We start from the raw sequence: 18,626 nt of genomic DNA, 5'->3' as shown, positions 1-18,626 counted from the left end.
TGCACACCGCCCGGGGGGTGCCATGATGGGGGCATGCCGACCCCGCATCCCCGCCAGATCCGCCAGTCCGCCAAGCTGCTGAACGTCCGCTACGACGTGCGCGGCCCCATCCTGGAGGAGGCACAGCGGATGGAGGCCGCGGGCCACCGGATCATGAGGCTGAACATCGGCAATCCGGCCCCGTTCGGCTTCGAGGCGCCGGACGCCGTCCTGGCGGCGATGCACCAGCACCTGCCGCACGCGCAGGGCTACTCGGACTCCAAGGGCATCTACTCGGCGCGCACCGCCGTCTCGCAGTACTACGAGTCCCGGGGCATCCGGGACATCGGCGTGGACGACGTGTTCATCGGCAACGGCGTGTCCGAGATGATCACGATGGTCCTGCAGGCCCTGGTCGACGACGGCGACGAGATCCTCGTCCCCTCGCCCGACTACCCGCTGTGGACCGGCGCCACCACCCTGGCCGGGGGCCGGGCGGTGCACTACCGCTGCGTCGAGGAGGAGGGCTGGGAGCCCGATCTCGAGCACATCGAGTCCCTCATCACGGAGCGCACCAAGGGCATCGTCCTGATCAACCCGAACAACCCCACCGGCGCGGTCTACTCCCGCGCCGTGCTGCAGGGCATCGTGGACGTGGCCCGCCGCCACAACCTCGTCCTCATGGCGGATGAGATCTACGAGAAGATCACCTACGACGGCGCCCGCCACATCAACGCCGCCGGCCTGTCCGACGACGTGCTCACCCTGACGTTCTCCGGCCTGTCCAAGGCGTACCGGGTGGCGGGCTACCGCTCCGGCTGGGTGGCCGTGTCCGGGCCGAAGCACCGGGCCGCCGACTTCCTCGAGGGCCTGACCCTGCTGTCCAACATGCGGATGTGCGCCAACGTGCCCGCGCAGCACGCCATCCAGGTGGCACTGGGCGGCTACCAGTCCATCAACGACCTCGTCCTGCCCGGCGGTCGGCTGCTCGAGCAGCGCAACCTCGCCCAGGACCGCCTGAACGCCATCCCCGGCGTGTCCGTGCAGCCGGCCCACGGCGCCCTCTACCTGTTCCCGCGGCTGGACCCGGAGGTCTACGCGATCGACGACGACGAGGCGTTCGTCATCGAGCTGCTGCGGGCGAAGAAGATCCTCGTCTCGCACGGCGGGGCGTTCAACTACCCGCACAGCGACCACTTCCGGCTCGTCACGCTGCCCAGCGTGAAGGACCTGAGCGTGGCCCTGGACCGCCTCGAGGACTTCCTCGAGGACTGGAGGGAGCGCCATGGCTGACACCCCGGCCGCCGAGGCGGGCCGACCCGCCCGCCCCACCGACGACGGCGTCTTCGGCGCCCCCGCCCGGGAGCTGTTCGCCGCCCGCCGCGGGGACGAGGTCCGGGGCCCGGCCGACGTCGACGCCGCCGCGACGCCCGGCTACGGCGGGGACAAGGCGAAGGGCAAGAAGGACCTGGCCGCGCGCGGCGCGGTGCTCGCCGACCTGCAGGAGCTGCTGTTCGCCCAGTCGGTGCGCGACGCGCCCGTGGGGGAGGTGCCGTCCCTGCTGGTGGTCCTGCAGGGCATGGACACCGCCGGCAAGGGCGGGATCATGCGCCACGTGATCGGGGCGATGGATCCGCTGGGCGTCCACGTGCACGCGTTCAAGGCGCCGACCCCGGAGGAGCGCGCCCACGACTTCCTGTGGCGCATCCGACCGCACCTCCCGCGGCCCGGCCTGGTCTCCGTGTTCGACCGGTCGCACTACGAGGATGTGCTCGTGCACCGCGTGCGCGGGCTCTCCCCTCTGGCCGAGGTGGAGGAGCGCTACGGGGCCATCCGCGAGTTCGAGGCGGCCGTGCGCGCCGCGGGGACACGGATCGTCAAGGTGATGCTGCGGATCTCGCCGGAGGAGCAGGCCAAGCGCCTGCTGGCCCGCCTGGACGACCCCACGAAGCACTGGAAGTTCAGCGAGAGCGATCTCGATGACCGCGCGTACTGGGACCAGTACATGGACGCGTACCGGATCGCGATCGAGCGGACGGACACCGAGGACGCGCCGTGGTTCATCGTGCCGGCGGACCGCAAGTGGTTCGCGCGGCTGGCGGTGCAGCAGCTGATCATCGAGACCCTGCAGGGGATGGGGCTGGACTGGCCGAAGGCCGACTTCGACGTCGCGGCCGCCCGCCGTCGCCTGCTGGCGGGCTGAGCGCCGCCGTCGTCGCGCTGGGCGGGCAGTGGTGGCCGGACCTTGCCAAGCACGGGGTCGCGGTGAGTCGATGTACGGACACCGGGCGCCGCAGAGGCGCTCCGGATCCGATCCGAAAGGTGGACCCATGACTGAGAACGCCAACCAGAATGCCCCGCTGACCGGCAAGACCGTCGCGTTCCTCGCGACCAACGGCGTCGAGCAGGTCGAGCTGACCTCCCCGTGGGAGGCCGTGATCGCCGCCGGCGCGACCCCCGTGCTCGTCTCGCCGGAGTCCGGCACCATCACCGCGATGCAGTCCGACTGGGATCACGGCGAGTCCTTCGACGTGAACACGACGGTGAAGGACGCCAAGGCCGAGGACTTCGACGGCCTCGTGATGCCGGGCGGCACCCTGAACGCGGACGCCATGCGCGTCAACAAGGACGCCCAGGCGTTCGTGCGTGCCTTCTTCGAGCAGCACAAGCCGGTGGCGGCCATCTGCCACGCCCCGTGGACCCTGATCGAGGCCGGCGTCGTGGAGGGCCGCCGCCTGACCAGCTACCCGTCCCTGAAGACTGACCTGAAGAACGCGGGCGCCCAGTGGGTGGACGAGGAGGTCGTCGTGGACAACGGGCTGACCACCTCGCGCTCCCCGGACGACCTCGACGCCTTCAACGCCAAGCTCGTGGAGGAGCTGAGCGAGGGCAAGCACGAGGACCAGACCGCCTGACCGACGTCGGGAGCGATCCGTGTGGGGGCGGGGGCCAATGGCCCCCGCCCCCACCGTTTCTCGAACGAAAGCGTGGCGGAGGCCGCCGTTTCCCGAACGAAAGTGGGGGGCGGGGTCAGCTGGCGTCGGGGGCGGCTTCGCCGCGCACCTGGTCGAGGCGGACGCGGGCGCCGTCGAGCCAGGCCTGGCAGCGGTCGGCCAGGGCCTGGCCGCGCTCCCACAGGGCCAGGGACTCCTCCAGGCCGGCGCCCCCGGTCTCCAGCCGCCCCACGGTCTCCACGAGCTCAGCGCGCGCCTGCTCGTAGCTCATCTGGGCCACGTCCGAGACGTCCGCGGAGGTGAAGCCCTCCACGCCGCTCGGGCGGCCCGCGTCCTGCGTCTGCTCCATGCCCTGCTCACTCATGCCTGTCGTGTCCTCTCGTGGGATGGGGTCGGGGTGGTCCGGTGCGTCTCGACGACGTCCGCGGCGATCCGTCCGGCCGCCACGAGGATGTCGAGCCGGTCGTCCGGGGCGACCTGGTCCGCGTCGCGCACGACCTGTCCGGCGTGCTGGACCACGGCGTAGCCGCGGTCCAGGGTGCGCTGCGGGGACAGGGCGCGGACGCGGGCGCGCAGCTGCGTGAGGGCGTCCTCCTCGCGGACGAGCCGGTGGCCCAGGGCGGACCGGCCGCGCTCGCGCCACCGGTCCGTCTCCTCCTGCCGGGTGTCCACCATCACGTGCGGACGGGCCAGCACGGGCCGGGAGCGCAGGGCCGCGAGCCCCTCGGCCTCGGCGCGCACGCGGCGCTCGACGGCCGCGGCCAGCCGCAGGCGCGCATCCGCGAGTCCGGCGGCCTCCTGGGCCGCGTCCGGGACGATCCGCTTGGCCGCGTCCGTGGGGGTGGAGGCACGCAGGTCGGCGACGTCGTCGAGGACCGGGCGGTCCGCCTCGTGGCCGATCGCCGAGACGACGGGCGTGCACGCCACCGCCACGGCGCGCACCAGCGCCTCGTCCGAGAACGGCAGGATGACCTCCTCGAGCGCGCCGCCGCCGCGGGCGATGACGATGACGTCCACGGCCGGGTCGGCGTCGAGCTCGGCGAGCGCGGCGGCCACCTGCCGAGGGGCCTCGGCGCCCTGCACGGCGACCTCACGGATCTCGAACTCGGCGGCGGGCCAGCGCCGCAGGGAGTTGCGCAGCACGTCCTTCTTCGCGTCCGAGTCGCGGCCGGTGATGAGCCCGATCCGGTGGGGGAGCAGGGGCAGGGGCCGTTTGCGCGCGGGGGAGGTCAGCCCCTCCTCGGCGAGGGCCCGGCGCAGCAGCTCCACGCGGGCCAGCAGATCGCCGAGGCCGACCGGGCGCATCTCCTGCACGTTCATGGACAGGCGCCCGGCCTTGAGCCAGAAGTTCGGCTTCACGCGCGCCACCACGCGGGAGCCCTGCTGGACGGTCCCCTCCAGGGTCATGGCGACGTTCCGCCAGGCGGTGAGCGGCAGGGACACCTCCTCCTCGAGGTCCCGCATGGTCATGTAGACGTTGCCGCGGTTGTTCTTGAACTCGATGAGCTGGCCCTCGATCCACGTGGCGGGCGCGCGCTCGATGTGGGCCTTGAGGTTCTCGGAGAGCCGGCGCAGGGGCCACGGCCGCTCGGCGGAGGTCTCGCCCGCGCGGGCGGGCGCCGAGACGGGCACGTCCGACGCCGCCGGGGCGCCCTCGGTCACGGGCTGGTCCATCCGGGTCCCTCCTGTCCGCGCCCGGTCCGCCCGGGCACGGGCCCACCGTACCGCCCTCACCGGACGCGCAAGACGGCGCCCGGGCGTCCCCCGGACCCGCCGCCGGCCCGGTCGGGCGCCCAGACCGGGGAACCTCCGGCCGGGATCAGTACGCTCGACGGGGTCGGAACGGAACGGAATGGAAGGACCCCATGCGCACCACTCTCAGTTTCCTCGTCGCGGCCCTGGCGGGCCTGCTGGCGGTGCTCGCGACGGCCGGCGCCCTCGTCGACGAGGCGACGCACCGCCCGGAGCTGCTGCGCGGGGTGACGGAGCAGGTCGCCGTGGACCCCGAGGTCCGCGCCGCCGTGCCGGGGGTGATCGACGACGTCGTGCACGACGCCATCCCCGAGCAGGTACCGGGCCCGCTGGCCCAGGCGGCCGAGGACCTGCTGCGCCCGCTGGCCCAGCGCGTGGCGGACGACCCGCAGGTGGTGCAGGGCTGGTCCGACACCGCCGACGAGGCCCGGCGCGCCTGGCTCGCCCAGCTCGAGGACCCGCAGGGCGCGGACGAGCCCGGCTCCGGCGCGGACGTGACCATCCCGTTCGGTCCCGTCGCGCAGTCCGGGATCACCGCCGCCCTGGGCGACATCGAACGTGACCTGCGCGAGGACCGGTTCGACCTGCCCGCGCAGGCGCTGCTGGAGGGGATCGTGGGCGCGGACGTCGGCGACTGGGCCGCGGACACGCTGCTGGCGCCCCTGTACGACCGTGCCGCGGACCTGCGGGACAGCACCGCGCTGCGCATGGACGCGCGCATCGACGCCTTGGCCGGCACGGACCGGGCCACCGTGCACCGCTGGGTGGACGCCTCCGCGCACTGGCGCTGGGCCGCCGCCGCGTCCGTGCTGGCGCTCGTGGGCGCCCTGCTGCTCGCCCCCCGAGGGCGGCGGGGCCTCGCCGTGGCCGTGGCGGGTGCGGTCGCCCTGGCCGGCGGGCTGATCGGTGGCGCCCGCCTGGGTCCGGACGCGGTCCACCTCACGGCGCCCGAGGGGGCCTCCCCGGGGGTGGCCGCGTTCGTCCAGCAGATGGAGGAGGCCGCCCGCCCGGCGTTCGCGGCCGCCGTCGCCCCCTACCCCCAGACCCTGACCACCCTGGGCTGGATCGTGCTGGCCGGGGGCCTGCTGCTGGCCCTGGCGGAGCTGTGGGTCGCTCGGCGTGGCCGGGTCCGTGCCGCCCGGGCGGACGGTCCCGGCGCGGTGGGCCGCTCCCACACCGCCGCCGACGTCACGTCGCGCTGAGCCCGCGGCGAAGCCCGGGCCCGGTCTGCGTCCCGGCCGATAGCATGGGGGGCATGTCCGCTCCCTCCGTCTCCGCCCGTCCGTCCGCCGTCGGCCTCGGGATGCCGCAGGTCCCGCGCGTTCGCCGATCCCGTGAGGAGGTCGAGGCGACCGCGCCCGTGTCCGGTGAGAAGCGCGTGCTGCTGGCCGCCCCCCGTGGCTACTGCGCCGGCGTGGACCGCGCCGTCGTCGCCGTCGAGAAGGCCCTCGAGCACCACGGCGCCCCCGTGTACGTGCGCAAGGAGATCGTCCACAACCGGCACGTCGTGGACACCCTGACCGAGCGCGGCGTGGTGTTCGTCGACGAGCTGGACGAGGTGCCCGAGGGCGCCCTGACCGTGTTCTCCGCGCACGGCGTGTCCCCGGCCGTCGTCGGGGAGGCCGCCCAGCGCAACCTGCGCACCATCGACGCCACGTGTCCGCTCGTGACCAAGGTGCACCGCGAGGCCGTGCGCTTCGCGAAGCAGGACAAGCAGATCCTGCTGATCGGTCACGAGGGCCACGAGGAGGTCGAGGGCACGTTCGGCGAGGCGCCCGAGCACACCACGGTGATCAACGACGTCGCCGAGGCCCGCACCGTCCAGGTGGAGGACCCGGACAACCTGATCTGGCTCTCCCAGACCACGCTCTCCGTGGACGAGACCCTCGAGATCGTCTCCGTGCTGCGCGAGCGGTTCCCGAACCTGCAGGACCCGCCCTCGGAAGACATCTGCTACGCCACCTCCAACCGGCAGGCGGCCATCAAGTCGATCTCGCCGGAGTGCGACCTGGTGATCATCGTGGGCTCGGCGAACTCCTCGAACTCGGTGCGCCTCAAGGAGGTCGCCGCGGAGTACGGGGCCACCCGCGCCGAGCGCGTGGACTTCGCCAACCAGGTGGACGAGTCCTGGTTCGAGGGCGTGGCCACCGTGGGCCTGTCCTCCGGCGCGTCCGTGCCCGAGGTGCTGGTGCAGGAGGTGCTCGCGCTGCTGGCCGAGTACGGCTACGGGCAGGTGGACGAGGTGGTGACCGCCGAGGAGGACATCATCTTCTCCCTGCCCAAGGAGCTGCGCGCCGAACTCAAGCGGGTGGGCGACGAGTCCCGCTCGCTCGGCGGACGCCGTCGCGACGCCGAGGCCTGAGCGCGCCCCTCGTTTCACCGCTGAGGCCCGCAGACTCGCCGTCACGACGCCGGCGAAGCGGCGAGTCTGCGGGCCTCGGTGTGCCCGGGCCTCGGCGTGCCGGGCCGACGGGTGGTCAGGGACTCAGAGTCCGAAGACCCAGACGAGCAGGGTCATCGACGCGATGGAGATCAGCACGGCGGCGATGATGTTCAGCCACACGCCGCCCTTCACCATCTGGCCGATGGTCACGTAGCCGGAGCCGTACGCGATGGCGTTCGGCGGGGTGGCCACGGGCAGCATGAACGCGCAGGTCGCGGCGAGGGCGACGGGCGCGGCCAGCATGAGCGGGGCGACGCCGGTGCCCAGGGCCACGCCGGAGGCGACGGGCAGGAACGTGGCCGCGGTGGCCGTGTTCGAGGTCATCTCGGTCAGCAGCAGGATGCCGACGGCGGCGATCACCACGAGCACCCACACGGGGATGTCGCCGAGGCCCTTGACCTGCTCACCGAGCCACGTGGACAGGCCCGACTTGGAGAACTGACCGGACAGGGCCAGGCCGCCGCCGAACAGCAGGAGCACGCCCCACGGCAGCTCCTTCGCGGCCTCCCAGTCGAGCAGGCGCACGCCGCGCCCGGCCCCGCCGCCGGCCGGCAGGAGGAACAGGATGAGTCCGACGACCATGGCGATGGCCGCGTCCGAGAGCAGCGGGGACGTCAGGTCCAGGACGTACTCGGAGATCAGCGGCACGGTGATCCAGGCCAGCGCGGCGAGGACGAAGACGGCGAGGACCTTGGCCTCGGGGGCCCTCATGCGGCCGAGGCGGGCCAGCTCGGTGGCGATCAGGTCGCGGCCGCCGGGGACCTCGTCGATCTCCGGGCGGAACAGCACGCGGGTGAGCAGGAACCAGCACGCGAAGAGCAGCACGACGGCGATCGGCACGCCGACCAGTATCCACTGGCCGAAGCCGATCTCCACGCCGTGCTCGGCGGCCATGTGGCCCGCGAGCAGGGTGTTGGGCGGGGTGCCGATGATGGTGCCGAGCGAGCCGATGGACGCGGCGTAGGCGATGCCGAGCATGAGCGCGGTGCCGAAGTTCGTCTTCGTGAGGGAGCGGATCTCGGCCTGCGTGGGGGCCTCGCCGGGCGCGGAGGTGGGCGCTGCGGGGCGGTCGGCCTGGTCTACTGCCTCGTCCGCGGTCAGGGCGCCGTCCGTGCCGTAGCGCTGGACGAGCACGAGGATGGACACGCCGATGGGGAGCATCATCACGACGGTGGCGGTGTTGGACACCCACATGGAGATGAACCCGGTGGCGATCATGAAGCCCAGGACGAGGTTCACGGTCCTGGCGCCCATGAACTTCAGGACGCCGAGCGCGATGCGCCGGTGCAGGTTCCACCGCTGCATGGCCAGGGCGAGCATGAAGCCGCCCATGAACAGGAAGATGATGTTGTTGCCGTAGCTCGCGCCGACGGTGTCGAAGGTGATGCCGCCGTCGGGCTCCTCGGCGGGCACGCCGAGCGGGAAGATGACGAGCGGCAGCAGGGCGGTGGCGGGGATGGGCAGGGCCTCGGTCATCCACCACACGGCCATGAGCACGGCGGTGGCGGCGACGAGGCGGGGCCAGACGCCGAGGTCGCCCGGCATCAGCAGGAACAGGGCGACGGCGAGCAGGGGGCCGACCACGAGGCCGATGATGCGCTTGACGTTCTCGCCGCCGGGCAGCGGCTCGTCACGCATGCCCGGGGAGAGGTCGTGCTCGAACTCCTGGGCGGCCGCTCGGGGGTTGAAGCGGGAGACGTGCTCGTTGACGTTGCTCGGCGGGGGGAGCGGACGGGACTGCATGGGGCCTCCTCATCAGGTCAGGCCCTCGGCATGGCCTGGCAATTCTCTGTGAGTTTCACGGTAGCAAGTGGCCCGGGGCACGGAAAGACGACGTCGGGCCCGCGACGGCCCACCCGCCCGGACCCCGCTCACGCCTCCCGCGCCGACTCCGCCCGACGACGGCGCAGCTCGTCCTCTCCTCCACGCCCGCGACCAGCTCCGGGGCGGCCAGGGGCCGGGGCGCGGACTCGAGCGTGCGGATGTCCGGCGTGGGGGCCAGGCCCGGGTCGGCGTCGCGGAGGCGCCGGGCGGCGGGGAGCACGCGCGATTCGACGTTGCCGACGAGCTGGTTGTAGCGGTCCACGGCGGTCTTGAGGGAGCCGCCCATGCGGTCCAGGTGGGTGCCGAGCGTGCCGAGACGCTCGTAGAGGTCCTTCGCGCTGGCCACCACGGTGTGGGCGTTCTCGGCCAGGGTGTCCTGCCGCCACGCGTAGGCCACGGACTTCAGGGCGGTCAGGAGGGAGACGGGGGCGACGAGCGCGACGTTCCGGGAGAACGCGTGGTCCAGCAGCCCGGGGTCCGCGTCCAGCGCCGCGGCCAGGAGCGACTCGGCGGGCAGGAAGCACAGGACCAGCTCGGGGGAGTGCTCGAGGCCGTCCCAGTAGGACTTCGCGGAGAGCTGGTCCACGTGGCGGCGCACGGCCGCGGCGTGCTGGGCGGCCAGCGCCTGGCGCCGCTCGTACGCCTCCTCGCCGGGCTCATCCGCGAGGGCCTCGGCGGCCAGCGCGTCCCCGATGGGGGCCTTGGCGTCCACGGCCATGGCCTTGCCGCCGGGCAGGGACACCACGAGGTCCGGGCGGAGGCGCTCGCCGTCCCTGCCGGACAGCGTGGCCTGCTCCGTGAAGTCCACGTGGTGGAGCATGCCCGCCGCCTCCACGACCCGCCGCAGCTGCGCCTCGCCCCAGTGGCCCCGGGCGGAGGTGGACTTGAGGGTGGCCATGAGCGAGGTGGTCTGGTTCAGCAGGTCCCGGTCGGTGGCCGCGGCGGCGCGGAGCTGCTCCCCGAGTCGGCCGAACTGGGAGGCCCGATCCCGTTCCAGCACGCTCACCTGCTCCTGGAGCGCCGCCAGCCGCTGGCCCAGCGGCGCGAGCGTGGACATCACCTGGGACTCCGCGCGTCGGCGTTCGGCGTCCTCGGCGCGCGCGGCCGTGAGCGCGCGCTGCTCCGCCCGGGCGGCCGCGAGCTCCTCTCGCGCCCCCTGGTGCTCGGTGCGCAGCGCGGCCAGCTCGGCCTGGGCCCGGCGGGCTTCCTCACCGCCACCGGCCGCCCGGCGCCACATGAGCCACGCGCCCACCAGGGCGCCCAGCACGAGTCCGAGGATGAGGGCGAGCAGCAGGTTGAGGATCTCCATGCCCCCACCCTCGCAGGCCGCACGGACACGGTAGGCCGCGGCGCGCCGTCGTCGTGGTGGGCGGCTCAGCCGAAGAGCGGGTTGGGGCCGTTGGCCACGACCTGCGGGTCGCCGTCGACGCGGGCGGCGATGCCCGCCGCGGCCACACCGGGCAGATACGGGAAGACCATGCGGGTCGAGGCCAGGGCGGCGGCGTCGAAGGCCTCCACCGCGACGGCCGGGCGGGGCCCGTCCGCCGTCTCGATCTCGCCGTCGAACACGGCCACCGCCCGCATGGGGCGCGGGCTGATCTTCGCGACCGTGGCGGCCGCCTGCTCGGGCTCGAGGTCCGGGTGCTCCCACATGCCGCGCTGGCCGTCGGCGGCGACGGCGAGGATCGTCGGGGCGAACACGGACTGCCGGCCGAGCGTGTCGAACACGTGCTCCACCGCGAGGCTGATCAGCGGCAGCAGCTCGCCGCCGGGAGGCGTGGGGGTCGGTCCGGTGGGCGTCGGGGTGCTCATGGGGCCGAGGCTACCGGCCCTGTCCGACGGCGCCCACCCGCGCCTAGCGTGAACCCATGCAGCTCACCATCGCCCCCGGGGACATCACGGCCACGCACGCGGACGCCGTCGTCAACGCCGCCAACTCCACCCTGCTCGGCGGCGGAGGCGTGGACGGCGCCATCCACCGGCGTGGCGGCCCCGAGATCCTGGCCGAGTGCCGCCGCCTGCGCGAGACCGACCTGCCGGAGGGGCTGCCCGCCGGGCAGGCCGTGGCGACGACGGCGGGGCGCCTGCCCGCGCGCTGGGTCATCCACACGGTGGGCCCGGTGTGGGCCAAGACGATCGACAAGTCCGACACCCTCGCCTCATGCTACCGCGAGTCCCTGAAGGTGGCGGCCGGGCTCGGCGCCCGGACGGTCGCGTTCCCGGCGATCTCCGCGGGGATCTACGGCTGGCCCATGGAGGACGCGGCGCGGATCGCCGTCGAGACCTGCCACGCGATGGCGGACGAGGTGGGCGACACCGTGGACGAGGTGCTGTTCGTGCCCTACGGCGACACGGCGGAGGCCGCGTTCCGGACCGTCCTGGACAGGGTTGAGCGGGGCTGACTCAACTCCGTGGAATACCCCGTGGGGGGACGGCGTTGCACAGGACAGTCGCCGCTCAACCGGAGCGGCCCGCCCTGCATGAGGAGTGATCGACCATGGCTCGTCCCATTGATCCGTTCCGCGAGATGGAGCGCCTGATGACCGGCTTCGCCCGCACCTCCGGCGCCGCCTCCATGCCCATGAACCTCTACCGCGAGGGCGACGTGTTCGTCGCCGAGGTGGAGCTGCCGGGCGTGGACCCGAGCTCGATCGACGTGGACGTCGAGGAGCGCACGCTCACCGTCCGCGCCGAGCGCAAGGAGGCCCCCGCCGGGGAGGACCGTCGCTGGCTCACCAAGGAGCGTCCGGCCGGCACCTTCGCCCGCCAGCTCAACCTCGGCCAGGGCCTGGCCCTGGACAAGATCGAGGCCGACTACAGCGACGGCGTGCTGCTGCTGACCATCCCGGTGGCCGAGCAGGCCAAGCCGCGCAAGATCCAGGTCAAGCACACCGGCTCCGCCGCCCAGGTGGAGGGCGAGGCCGTAGAGGGTGAGGCCGTGGAGGGCTCCGCCGCCGAGGCCTCCGGCGAGTGATCGCCCTCTGACGGAGCCGTGGCCGGCGTGACCGGCGCGCGGCCCGTTCCCCCGAACGCAGATGCGGCGGGCCCCCACCGGGGGCCCGCCGCTTCCGCGTGGTGGTCAGGCGCGGTCGGCCAGGATCAGCTGTGCCGCCTTCTCGCCGATCATGAAGCACGTGATGTTGGGGGTTCACGGTCACGTGCTCGGGCATCACGGAGGCGTCGGCCACGCGCAGACCCGTCACGCCCTTGACGCGCAGGCGGGCGTCCAGGGGGCTCATGGCGTCGTCGTCGGCGCCCATGCGCACCGAGCCCACCGGGTGGTACACGGTGTTGTGGGTGCGGCGCACGTAGTCGGCGATCTCCTCATCGGTCTGCGCCTCCACGCCCGGGGCGAGCTCCCGGCCGGCCCACTCTGCCATCGCCGGCTGGGAGACGATCTCCCGGGCCAGTCAGATGCCGGCCACCGCGACGGCCACGTCATGGCCCTCCGGGTCGGTGAAGTAGCGCGGGTCCACGGCCGGCTTGTCCCAGTAGTCGTTGGAGCGCAGGCGCACGGTGCCGCGGACCTTGGCGTGGGGTGGACCCGGTGGCCCTGCGGTCTCGGCTGTCGTCCTCTGGTCGGCAGACACAGGTGTGCTTCCTCTCGTCGGGGTCTGGGCGGCCCGTCCACACTACGGATCGGTCATCTGGGCGGGGATGCGTGCTGGGTGGTGCGGGTCTCTGGGTCCGTGGGGGCGGGGGCTGGGGCTGCCGGGCCCCGTGGCCGCTGGGCCTCTGGGTTCCGTGGGCAGGAGAGCGAAGGTTTCTGCCCCCGGAAGCGAAAACCCTGCCGGTTCTGCCCCCGGAACAGGGGAGAGCGCGCTTTCTGCCCACGGAGCGGGCGGGGCTGCCGGTTCTGCCCACGGAACGGGGCCGGTGCGGGACGCCTCCGCCGCGGTGGGTCCGCCGGTAGACTGCCGGACTGTGGCTTTGACTATCGGATTCGTGGGACTGCCCAACGTGGGCAAGTCGACCCTGTTCAACGCGCTGACGCGCCAGACCGTGCTCGCGGCGAACTACCCGTTCGCGACGATCGAGCCGAACGTGGGCGTGGTGAACCTGCCGGACGAGCGGCTGCCCCAGTTGGCCGAGATCTTCGGCTCCGAGCGCATCCTGCCGGCCACGGTGTCCTTCGTGGACATCGCCGGCATCGTGAAGGGCGCCTCCGAGGGGGAGGGGCTGGGCAACCAGTTCCTGGCGAACATCCGTGAGGCCCACGCGATCGCCCAGGTGGTGCGCGCGTTCGACGACGGCGACGTCGTCCACGTGGACGGCAAGGTGGACCCGGCCTCGGACATGGAGACCATCAACACAGAGCTGATCATCGCGGACATGCAGACCGTGGAGAAGGCGATCCCGCGCGTCGAGAAGGAGGTCAAGGGCAAGAAGAAGGAGCCCGCCGACCTCGAGGCGCTCCAGGCCGCGCTCGCGGTGCTGGAGCGGGGCGAGACGATCTTCGCGGCGAAGGACAAGGACAAGCTGGACATGGACCGGCTGCGGGAGCTGAGCCTGCTCACCGCCAAGCCGTTCATCTACGTGTTCAACTCGGACGACGGCGTGCTGGGGGACGAGGCCAGGCAGCAGGAGCTGCGCGACCTGGTGGCTCCCGCTCAGGCCGTGTTCCTGGACGCCAAGCTGGAGTCCGACCTCGTGGAGCTCTCCGAGGACGAGGCCCGCGAGATGCTGGAGATGAACGGCCAGGACGAGTCCGGGCTGGACCAGCTGGCTCGCGTCGGCTTCTCAACGCTCGGCCTGCAGACGTATCTGACGGCGGGGCCGAAGGAGACGCGCGCGTGGACCATCCCCGTCGGCGCGACGGCGCCCGAGGCCGCCGGCGTGATCCACACCGACTTCCAGCGCGGCTTCATCAAGGCCGAGATCGTCTCCTTCGACGACCTCGTGGCCGCCGGCTCCATGGCCGAGGCGAAGGCCGCGGGCAAGGTGCGCATGGAGGGCAAGGAGTACGTGATGAAGGACGGGGACGTGGTGGAGTTCCGGTTCAACGTGTAAAATTCTCCTATAGGAGAGTATTTGCCGATTTATTTAAGCCGGAGCACTCGATTGATTAGTGGGAGTCTTCCTGGCGCAATATTCGCCTAGGTCGGACCTGGGCTGCCCACTGAGTGTGAGGACCAGGTTGTACTCGATCGGAGATCGTAGCCATGAAGAACAAAGTGGGATACGTCGACCGAAACCAGCTGCGGAGCTGGGCTGACACACGCTCCTCGCAGTCCGAGTTCCCACGTCTAGTGCGACGCCTCATCCTGGAAACCACGCCAGGCCTGGTCGAACTTGGGATGCCCGCGGGTGACGGGGTGGCGGCTGGCGATTGGGACGGTTCAGTCCGGACGGCGAAAGCGACGGCTTGGGTTCCGGACGGCTTGTCCGTGTGGGAACTGTCAGTCGATTCCAGCCCCAACTCCAAGGCCGACAAGGACTACACCAAGCGAATAGACGCTCCATATGGGACTTCGACATCAGACTGCACTTATGTGGAAGCGATCCTGCGTCCTTGGACGACACGGTCCAGATGGGCTGCAAGCAAGCGGAGCGACAACGTCTGGAGAGACGTCAAGGCCCTTGGACTAGACGACGTGGAGTCCTGGCTTGAGGCGGCGCCAATCACGTGGGCGTGGTTCTCGGAGGAACTCGGGCTCTCGCCATATGGTCTTCGTACCGGCCTGTCATGGTGGCGCGACTGGGCAGCACAAACCAATCCGGCATTGACGCCGGAAATCGTACTTGCTGGTCGGTCTGACGCTGCAAAGGCCCTCGAAGGACGGCTAGCTTCATCCGGTTCCGTCACGACGGTTGCTGGCGCATCCATGGAGGAGGCATGCGCCTTTATCGCTGCGATCGCCGTCCACCACGAAGAACAAGGCAAGGGGCAGATGCTAGCGCGGCTGGCATTCGTTGACGATGTATCCACATGGAGGCAGTTGACGGGCTCGTCCCAACCGCTGATCCTGGTCCCGTGCACACCCGAGCTGGCAAGGGCGATACCCGCTGATACTGTACACAATTTTTGCGTGCCGGTTATATTCACTGAAGGCTCCGATATCACGCTTCCGGCGCTAGGCGCCGCCGAGGTGGCAGCCGCACTGACAAGTGCCGGGGTCACGGACAGAGACAAGGCCGACGCACTCGGTAGACTCGCACGTCGAAGCTTGACCGGGTTGCGTCGAAACCTGGCCGTCAAGGCCGTCCTGCATCGACCTGCCTGGGCCGACGCGAGTCCATCCCGAAGCTTCCGCTCAATCCTGTTGGCTGGCTCTTGGGGGGACAACGTAGAAGGGGATCGCTCGATCCTCGAGGCGCTCGCGGGAACCGACTACGAATCCTTTAGAGAAGATATCGCCGGGATTGCCGACGGTCCCATCGACCCTCTGGCGATCCATACTGACGGAGCCTGGCATCTTGTCTCGCCAGTAGACGCGTGGATGCTGTTGGTGTCGAAGCTGACCCACGACGACATGAAGCGATTCGAGGCCATCGTCGAGATGGTTCTCGCAGAGGGCGATCCGGCCCTCGAGCTTCCACGTGAAGAACGGTGGCGAGCAACGATCGAAGGCAGGACTCGCCGCTATTCGGGCGACCTTCGCCGTGGTATTGCTCAGTCTCTGGCCCTTTTGGCAATTTACGGCGGAACCGTCACTTTGTCGGCCGGGGCAACGGGTTCAGACTTCGCAAATCACTTAGTCGCTAAGTTGCTCGAATGGGCCTCAGGAGACGACACCGGGCAAGCGTGGCAGTCGATCGCGGACCTTTTGCCACTGCTCGCTGAGGCCGCGCCCGACGCCTTCCTTGATGCGGTCGGCGCAGCAGCAGCCGGCGACGATCCTTTGTTATCGACCATGTTCCAGGACGCCGCGGAAGAATTAGGGTTGTTATCGGGCGGCACTCCCCACTGCCATTTGCTATGGGCGCTTGAGTGTGTATCCTGGTCCCCTGGTCACTTCGGCCGTGCCGTCGATCTCCTGGCCCGTTTGGACGAGATAGATCCAGGTGGCCGGATAATAAACCGTCCCGCCGCCTCGCTGGCTGCGCTATTCCGCCCGTGGCATCCTAATAACTCCGTTGATCCCGGCCGGCGAATTGCAGCCCTTGATGCGCTGCGCCATAGGCATCCCGGCGCCGCTTGGAAGCTGGAGACCAGCATGCTTCCGGAGCGTCATGGGATGCACGTTCCGATCAGCTCACCAGCGTTCCGACCCTGGAAGCCGGACAAGCAGTCGGTGACATACGGCGAGATTTGGAGGATGACGACCGCCGCGGTTGAGCGCTGCATCGAGGATGCTGGTGAAGATGCACAGCGCTGGTCAACGATCCTTGCTCACACTTCAGATTTGTCATCCGCAGATCGAGAACGTGTGGTGGCTGCGCTTAGTTCGATGGCCGACCAGCCGGAGTGTGCGACTGACTTCCAGGACGCTGTGTGGCGAGCACTCGTGAGCCTTATCGGCCGCCATCGCGAGTTTCCGGACGCTGCGTGGGCGCTCCCCGACGAGGAGCTGGTCAAGCTTGATGCGCTGGCCGCGCGTTATGAGCCTAAATCCGCATACCTCCGATTGGTTGGACTTTTCCAGTCGTGGACCCCGTATGTAGGCGCTCGCAGAAGTGATGACTACCAAGGCTTTGAGCGAGAGCTTGGACATCGACGCAGCGCAGCTGTTAAGGAGATCGAAGCCGAGGGGGGATTCGACGCCATCGAGAGACTGGCACGCGACGCATCTGTAGCCGGGGCCGTTGGCAGCGCGCTCGCGAATGCGGGCTTGTTCCGCGACGCTGAAATTCTGCTTTGGCTTGCGTCTGAGGACGACGATCTCGTCAGCACGGCGATGTCGTACTTCTCAGGTCGCTATGTCCTCGAAGGTTTCGAACTCATCACAGGCTTGCTTGAACGGGACGCCCTCACCGTTAATCAGCGTGTTCGACTCCTGCTTGTTGCCCGTGGCAACCTACCGGAGGCATGGGCTTTGGCGGCTGAGGATCCGGAGGTTGAGACCGGGTACTGGGCGGCCTTCCAACCGTTCGGCTTGGGCCAAGACTTCGACAAGATTGACGAGGTGGCCGATCGATTGATCCAAGCTGGCCGACACGCCGACGCCCTACATCTGATGTGCACTTACGCGCACATCGAAAAGGACGGACCGCGCCCGCAGGCAGCGCAGCTCATGGTGGACGCCTTAGATGGACTCTTGTCAAACCAAGATCAATCTGCTGACGCTCGGGGCCTATCGACCTACGATTTTCAACAGTTATTTGCCTATCTCGAGGCCATGCAGGAGCATCTCGAGCCCGGCGACCTCGTCCGGCTCGAGTGGGCGTATCTTCCAGCGCTTGGATACGATGCTAAAGTGCCTGCGCTCTCTGAAAGTTTGGCTGCGGATCCGGCGAAATTTGTCGGAGTTGTGTGCGCCGTCTACCGTGCTCGGCCGAAGCATGAGGACGAGGAAGTGGCCGATGACAAAGCTCACGAAGGGCAGCGGGACGCTTCCATGGCAGCCAATGCGTACCGACTGCTCAATGCGTGGGACTCACCGCCTGGGCTAGTCAATGGCGTTATGAATGCCCAAGTACTTCGAACCTGGATTGACAGCGCAACGGAGGGCCTTGTGGAGGGTGGCCGGGTCGAAGCGGGCCTGCAGCATATTGGGCAGGTTCTCGGGCACACCCCTCCAGATGCTGACGGTACCTGGCCGGGCTGCGTCGTGCGGGATCTCATCGAAGAGGTGCAACTCGATCACATCGAGAATGGCCTCTACCTCCACATCGTCAATAGCCGCGGCGTCTCCAGTCGAGGCCTAGAGGACGGTGGTCAGCAAGAGCTCGAAATTGCTGAGAGATATCGTGTGCAGGCGGAAGCGCTCGCTGACGAAGCGCCTCGAGTGGCCAGACTTTTTAGACGCGTAGCTGGCTCGTACGAGCGCGAGGCAAGACGCCATGAGGAGAGCGCGGAACGCGTCCGGCGCGGACTCTATTGATCCATTACGCGAGGGTCGCGCCCGAGGAGGTGTAGTGAAGTGTGAGATTTCTGTGCTAAATACTCGACAAGTGTGGCAGCACCCGTCATTGCGCATTGGAGGAGGAATCGCGGCGGCTTAAGAACGACGATCAGAGCGGGGTTGCCGCATTGTGACCACGGCGCGGAGACCTACCTTGCGCCGTCCCCATGGTGCCTCGCGATCCCCGGTCCCGGTGACTAGGCGACGACGTTGGCCAATGAGGCAGTTACTGCCTCAACAGCCATTTTTAGAGCAGCGGCCAGGGGAATGCGAAAGCTTGGCCGCTAGGTGTAGGAGGGCATGACGTTGTTGACTCGGGTCGGTGCCAGTGAGGCCGGAGGGGCGTCTCCGCAGGAGGTATGAGGCCGATGGTAGTTGTAGTGGTTCACCCACACCTGCAGGGCCTCACGCCGAGCTTGCTCTGAGGAGTACGGGCGGGCGTAGAGGACCTCATCGACCATCAGCCGGTTGTACCGCTCGACCTTCCCGTTGTGGCGCGGGGTGTAGGGGCGGATCCGGTGGTGCCGGCCTCCGAGCGAGACCACCTTCGCGGTGAAGTCCACGGCCCGGTAGTTGTTTCCGTTGTCCGTGATCACCCGGTCCACGGTGATGCCGTGGGCGGCGAAGAACGCCCGCGCCCGGCAGTAGAAGCTCACGGTCGTGGCCGCC

15 protein-coding genes and 1 pseudogene are annotated in these 18,626 nt (G+C 69.9%); 9 read left to right on the top strand and 7 right to left on the bottom strand.

The genetic code is table 11. From position 1 onward, the window contains the following. Positions 1–33: 33 nt before the first annotated feature. The 3 genes from AUV08_RS03450 (at position 34) to AUV08_RS03440 (ending at position 2,894) form a co-directional block, all read left to right on the top strand. Positions 34–1,272, top strand: a complete 1,239-nt coding sequence (locus tag AUV08_RS03450) for a pyridoxal phosphate-dependent aminotransferase (protein ID WP_061867079.1) — start codon at positions 34–36, stop codon at positions 1,270–1,272. After that, positions 1,265–2,182, top strand: a complete 918-nt coding sequence (locus AUV08_RS03445) for a PPK2 family polyphosphate kinase (protein WP_061867078.1) — start codon at positions 1,265–1,267, stop codon at positions 2,180–2,182. The genes AUV08_RS03450 and AUV08_RS03445 overlap by 8 nt, the downstream gene beginning before the upstream one ends. A gap of 127 nt (positions 2,183–2,309) precedes the next feature. Beyond that, on the top strand, positions 2,310–2,894 hold the full coding sequence (locus tag AUV08_RS03440; RefSeq protein ID WP_061867077.1) for a type 1 glutamine amidotransferase domain-containing protein: 585 nt from the start codon (positions 2,310–2,312) through the stop codon (positions 2,892–2,894). A gap of 115 nt (positions 2,895–3,009) precedes the next feature. Here the strand turns inward: AUV08_RS03440 and AUV08_RS03435 are convergent, their stop codons facing one another. Together AUV08_RS03435 and xseA are read right to left on the bottom strand one after the other, a co-directional pair. After that, positions 3,010–3,297 carry an exodeoxyribonuclease VII small subunit gene (locus AUV08_RS03435; RefSeq protein WP_061867076.1) on the bottom strand — a complete coding sequence of 96 codons (288 nt, stop codon included), beginning with the start codon at positions 3,295–3,297 and terminating at the stop codon, positions 3,010–3,012. Continuing rightward, positions 3,294–4,607 carry an exodeoxyribonuclease VII large subunit gene (gene xseA, locus AUV08_RS03430; RefSeq protein WP_061867075.1) on the bottom strand — a complete coding sequence of 438 codons (1,314 nt, stop codon included), beginning with the start codon at positions 4,605–4,607 and terminating at the stop codon, positions 3,294–3,296. The genes AUV08_RS03435 and xseA overlap by 4 nt, the downstream gene beginning before the upstream one ends. 191 nt (positions 4,608–4,798) lie before the next feature. Here xseA and AUV08_RS03425 point away from each other — a divergent pair, with 191 nt between their 5' ends. After that, entirely contained in the window at positions 4,799–5,887 is a 1,089-nt protein-coding gene (locus AUV08_RS03425) for a hypothetical protein (protein WP_061867074.1), read from the top strand. Between the two features lie 53 nt (positions 5,888–5,940). Further along, entirely contained in the window at positions 5,941–7,047 is a 1,107-nt protein-coding gene (locus tag AUV08_RS03420) for a 4-hydroxy-3-methylbut-2-enyl diphosphate reductase (protein WP_061867073.1), read from the top strand. Positions 7,048–7,170: 123 nt separating this feature from the next. On the opposite strand, the gene AUV08_RS03415 is transcribed toward AUV08_RS03420, so the two are convergent. From AUV08_RS03415 to AUV08_RS03405, 3 genes are all read right to left on the bottom strand, one after another. Further along, entirely contained in the window at positions 7,171–8,871 is a 1,701-nt protein-coding gene (locus tag AUV08_RS03415) for a DASS family sodium-coupled anion symporter (protein WP_061867072.1), read from the bottom strand. 55 nt (positions 8,872–8,926) lie between these two features. Next, on the bottom strand, positions 8,927–10,261 hold the full coding sequence (rmuC, locus tag AUV08_RS03410; protein WP_157554057.1) for a DNA recombination protein RmuC: 1,335 nt from the start codon (positions 10,259–10,261) through the stop codon (positions 8,927–8,929). 65 nt (positions 10,262–10,326) lie between these two features. Further along, positions 10,327–10,764, bottom strand: a complete 438-nt coding sequence (locus tag AUV08_RS03405) for a hypothetical protein (protein ID WP_061867071.1) — start codon at positions 10,762–10,764, stop codon at positions 10,327–10,329. Between the two features lie 56 nt (positions 10,765–10,820). Here AUV08_RS03405 and AUV08_RS03400 point away from each other — a divergent pair, with 56 nt between their 5' ends. Both AUV08_RS03400 and AUV08_RS03395 read left to right on the top strand, forming a co-directional pair. Next, complete coding sequence (locus tag AUV08_RS03400) at positions 10,821–11,354, top strand: O-acetyl-ADP-ribose deacetylase (protein ID WP_061867070.1); 534 nt, start codon at positions 10,821–10,823, stop codon at positions 11,352–11,354. Between the two features lie 95 nt (positions 11,355–11,449). Beyond that, on the top strand, positions 11,450–11,926 hold the full coding sequence (locus AUV08_RS03395; protein ID WP_061867069.1) for an Hsp20/alpha crystallin family protein: 477 nt from the start codon (positions 11,450–11,452) through the stop codon (positions 11,924–11,926). A gap of 105 nt (positions 11,927–12,031) precedes the next feature. On the opposite strand, the pseudogene AUV08_RS11725 reads toward AUV08_RS03395, so the two are convergent. Further along, a pseudogene (locus AUV08_RS11725) lies at positions 12,032–12,488 on the bottom strand (GMC oxidoreductase); the annotation flags it as partial. A 388-nt stretch (positions 12,489–12,876) separates the two neighbouring features. Between AUV08_RS11725 and ychF the strand changes: the two are divergent. After that, a complete protein-coding gene (ychF, locus tag AUV08_RS03390; protein WP_061867068.1) occupies positions 12,877–13,962 on the top strand; it encodes a redox-regulated ATPase YchF in 1,086 nt (361 codons plus the stop codon). Between the two features lie 377 nt (positions 13,963–14,339). Further along, positions 14,340–17,936, top strand: a complete 3,597-nt coding sequence (locus AUV08_RS11920; protein WP_144879461.1) for a hypothetical protein — start codon at positions 14,340–14,342, stop codon at positions 17,934–17,936. 305 nt (positions 17,937–18,241) lie between these two features. Here AUV08_RS11920 and AUV08_RS03375 read toward each other — a convergent pair. Next, positions 18,242–18,626: integrase core domain-containing protein (locus AUV08_RS03375; RefSeq protein WP_157571210.1), on the bottom strand; the 385-nt coding region annotated here is incomplete at its 5' end.

It is taken from the genome of Micrococcus sp. CH7 (assembly GCF_001595485.1).
GTDB lineage: Bacteria > Actinomycetota > Actinomycetes > Actinomycetales > Micrococcaceae > Micrococcus > Micrococcus luteus.
Note: the sequence above shows the minus strand (reverse complement) of the source record. Positions and strands in the feature narration are given on the sequence as shown.

Coding starts and splice junctions, on each gene's coding strand:
- AUV08_RS03415 (WP_061867072.1), bottom strand. CDS start 8,871: ATGCAGTCCCGTCCGCTCCCCCCGCCGAGCAACGTCAACGAGCACGTC.
- AUV08_RS03405 (WP_061867071.1), bottom strand. CDS start 10,764: ATGAGCACCCCGACGCCCACCGGACCGACCCCCACGCCTCCCGGCGGC.
- AUV08_RS03420 (WP_061867073.1), top strand. CDS start 5,941: ATGTCCGCTCCCTCCGTCTCCGCCCGTCCGTCCGCCGTCGGCCTCGGG.
- AUV08_RS03440 (WP_061867077.1), top strand. CDS start 2,310: ATGACTGAGAACGCCAACCAGAATGCCCCGCTGACCGGCAAGACCGTC.
- AUV08_RS03450 (WP_061867079.1), top strand. CDS start 34: ATGCCGACCCCGCATCCCCGCCAGATCCGCCAGTCCGCCAAGCTGCTG.
- AUV08_RS03400 (WP_061867070.1), top strand. CDS start 10,821: ATGCAGCTCACCATCGCCCCCGGGGACATCACGGCCACGCACGCGGAC.
- AUV08_RS03395 (WP_061867069.1), top strand. CDS start 11,450: ATGGCTCGTCCCATTGATCCGTTCCGCGAGATGGAGCGCCTGATGACC.
- AUV08_RS03425 (WP_061867074.1), top strand. CDS start 4,799: ATGCGCACCACTCTCAGTTTCCTCGTCGCGGCCCTGGCGGGCCTGCTG.
- AUV08_RS03445 (WP_061867078.1), top strand. CDS start 1,265: ATGGCTGACACCCCGGCCGCCGAGGCGGGCCGACCCGCCCGCCCCACC.
- xseA (WP_061867075.1), bottom strand. CDS start 4,607: ATGGACCAGCCCGTGACCGAGGGCGCCCCGGCGGCGTCGGACGTGCCC.
- AUV08_RS03435 (WP_061867076.1), bottom strand. CDS start 3,297: ATGAGTGAGCAGGGCATGGAGCAGACGCAGGACGCGGGCCGCCCGAGC.
- rmuC (WP_157554057.1), bottom strand. CDS start 10,261: ATGGAGATCCTCAACCTGCTGCTCGCCCTCATCCTCGGACTCGTGCTG.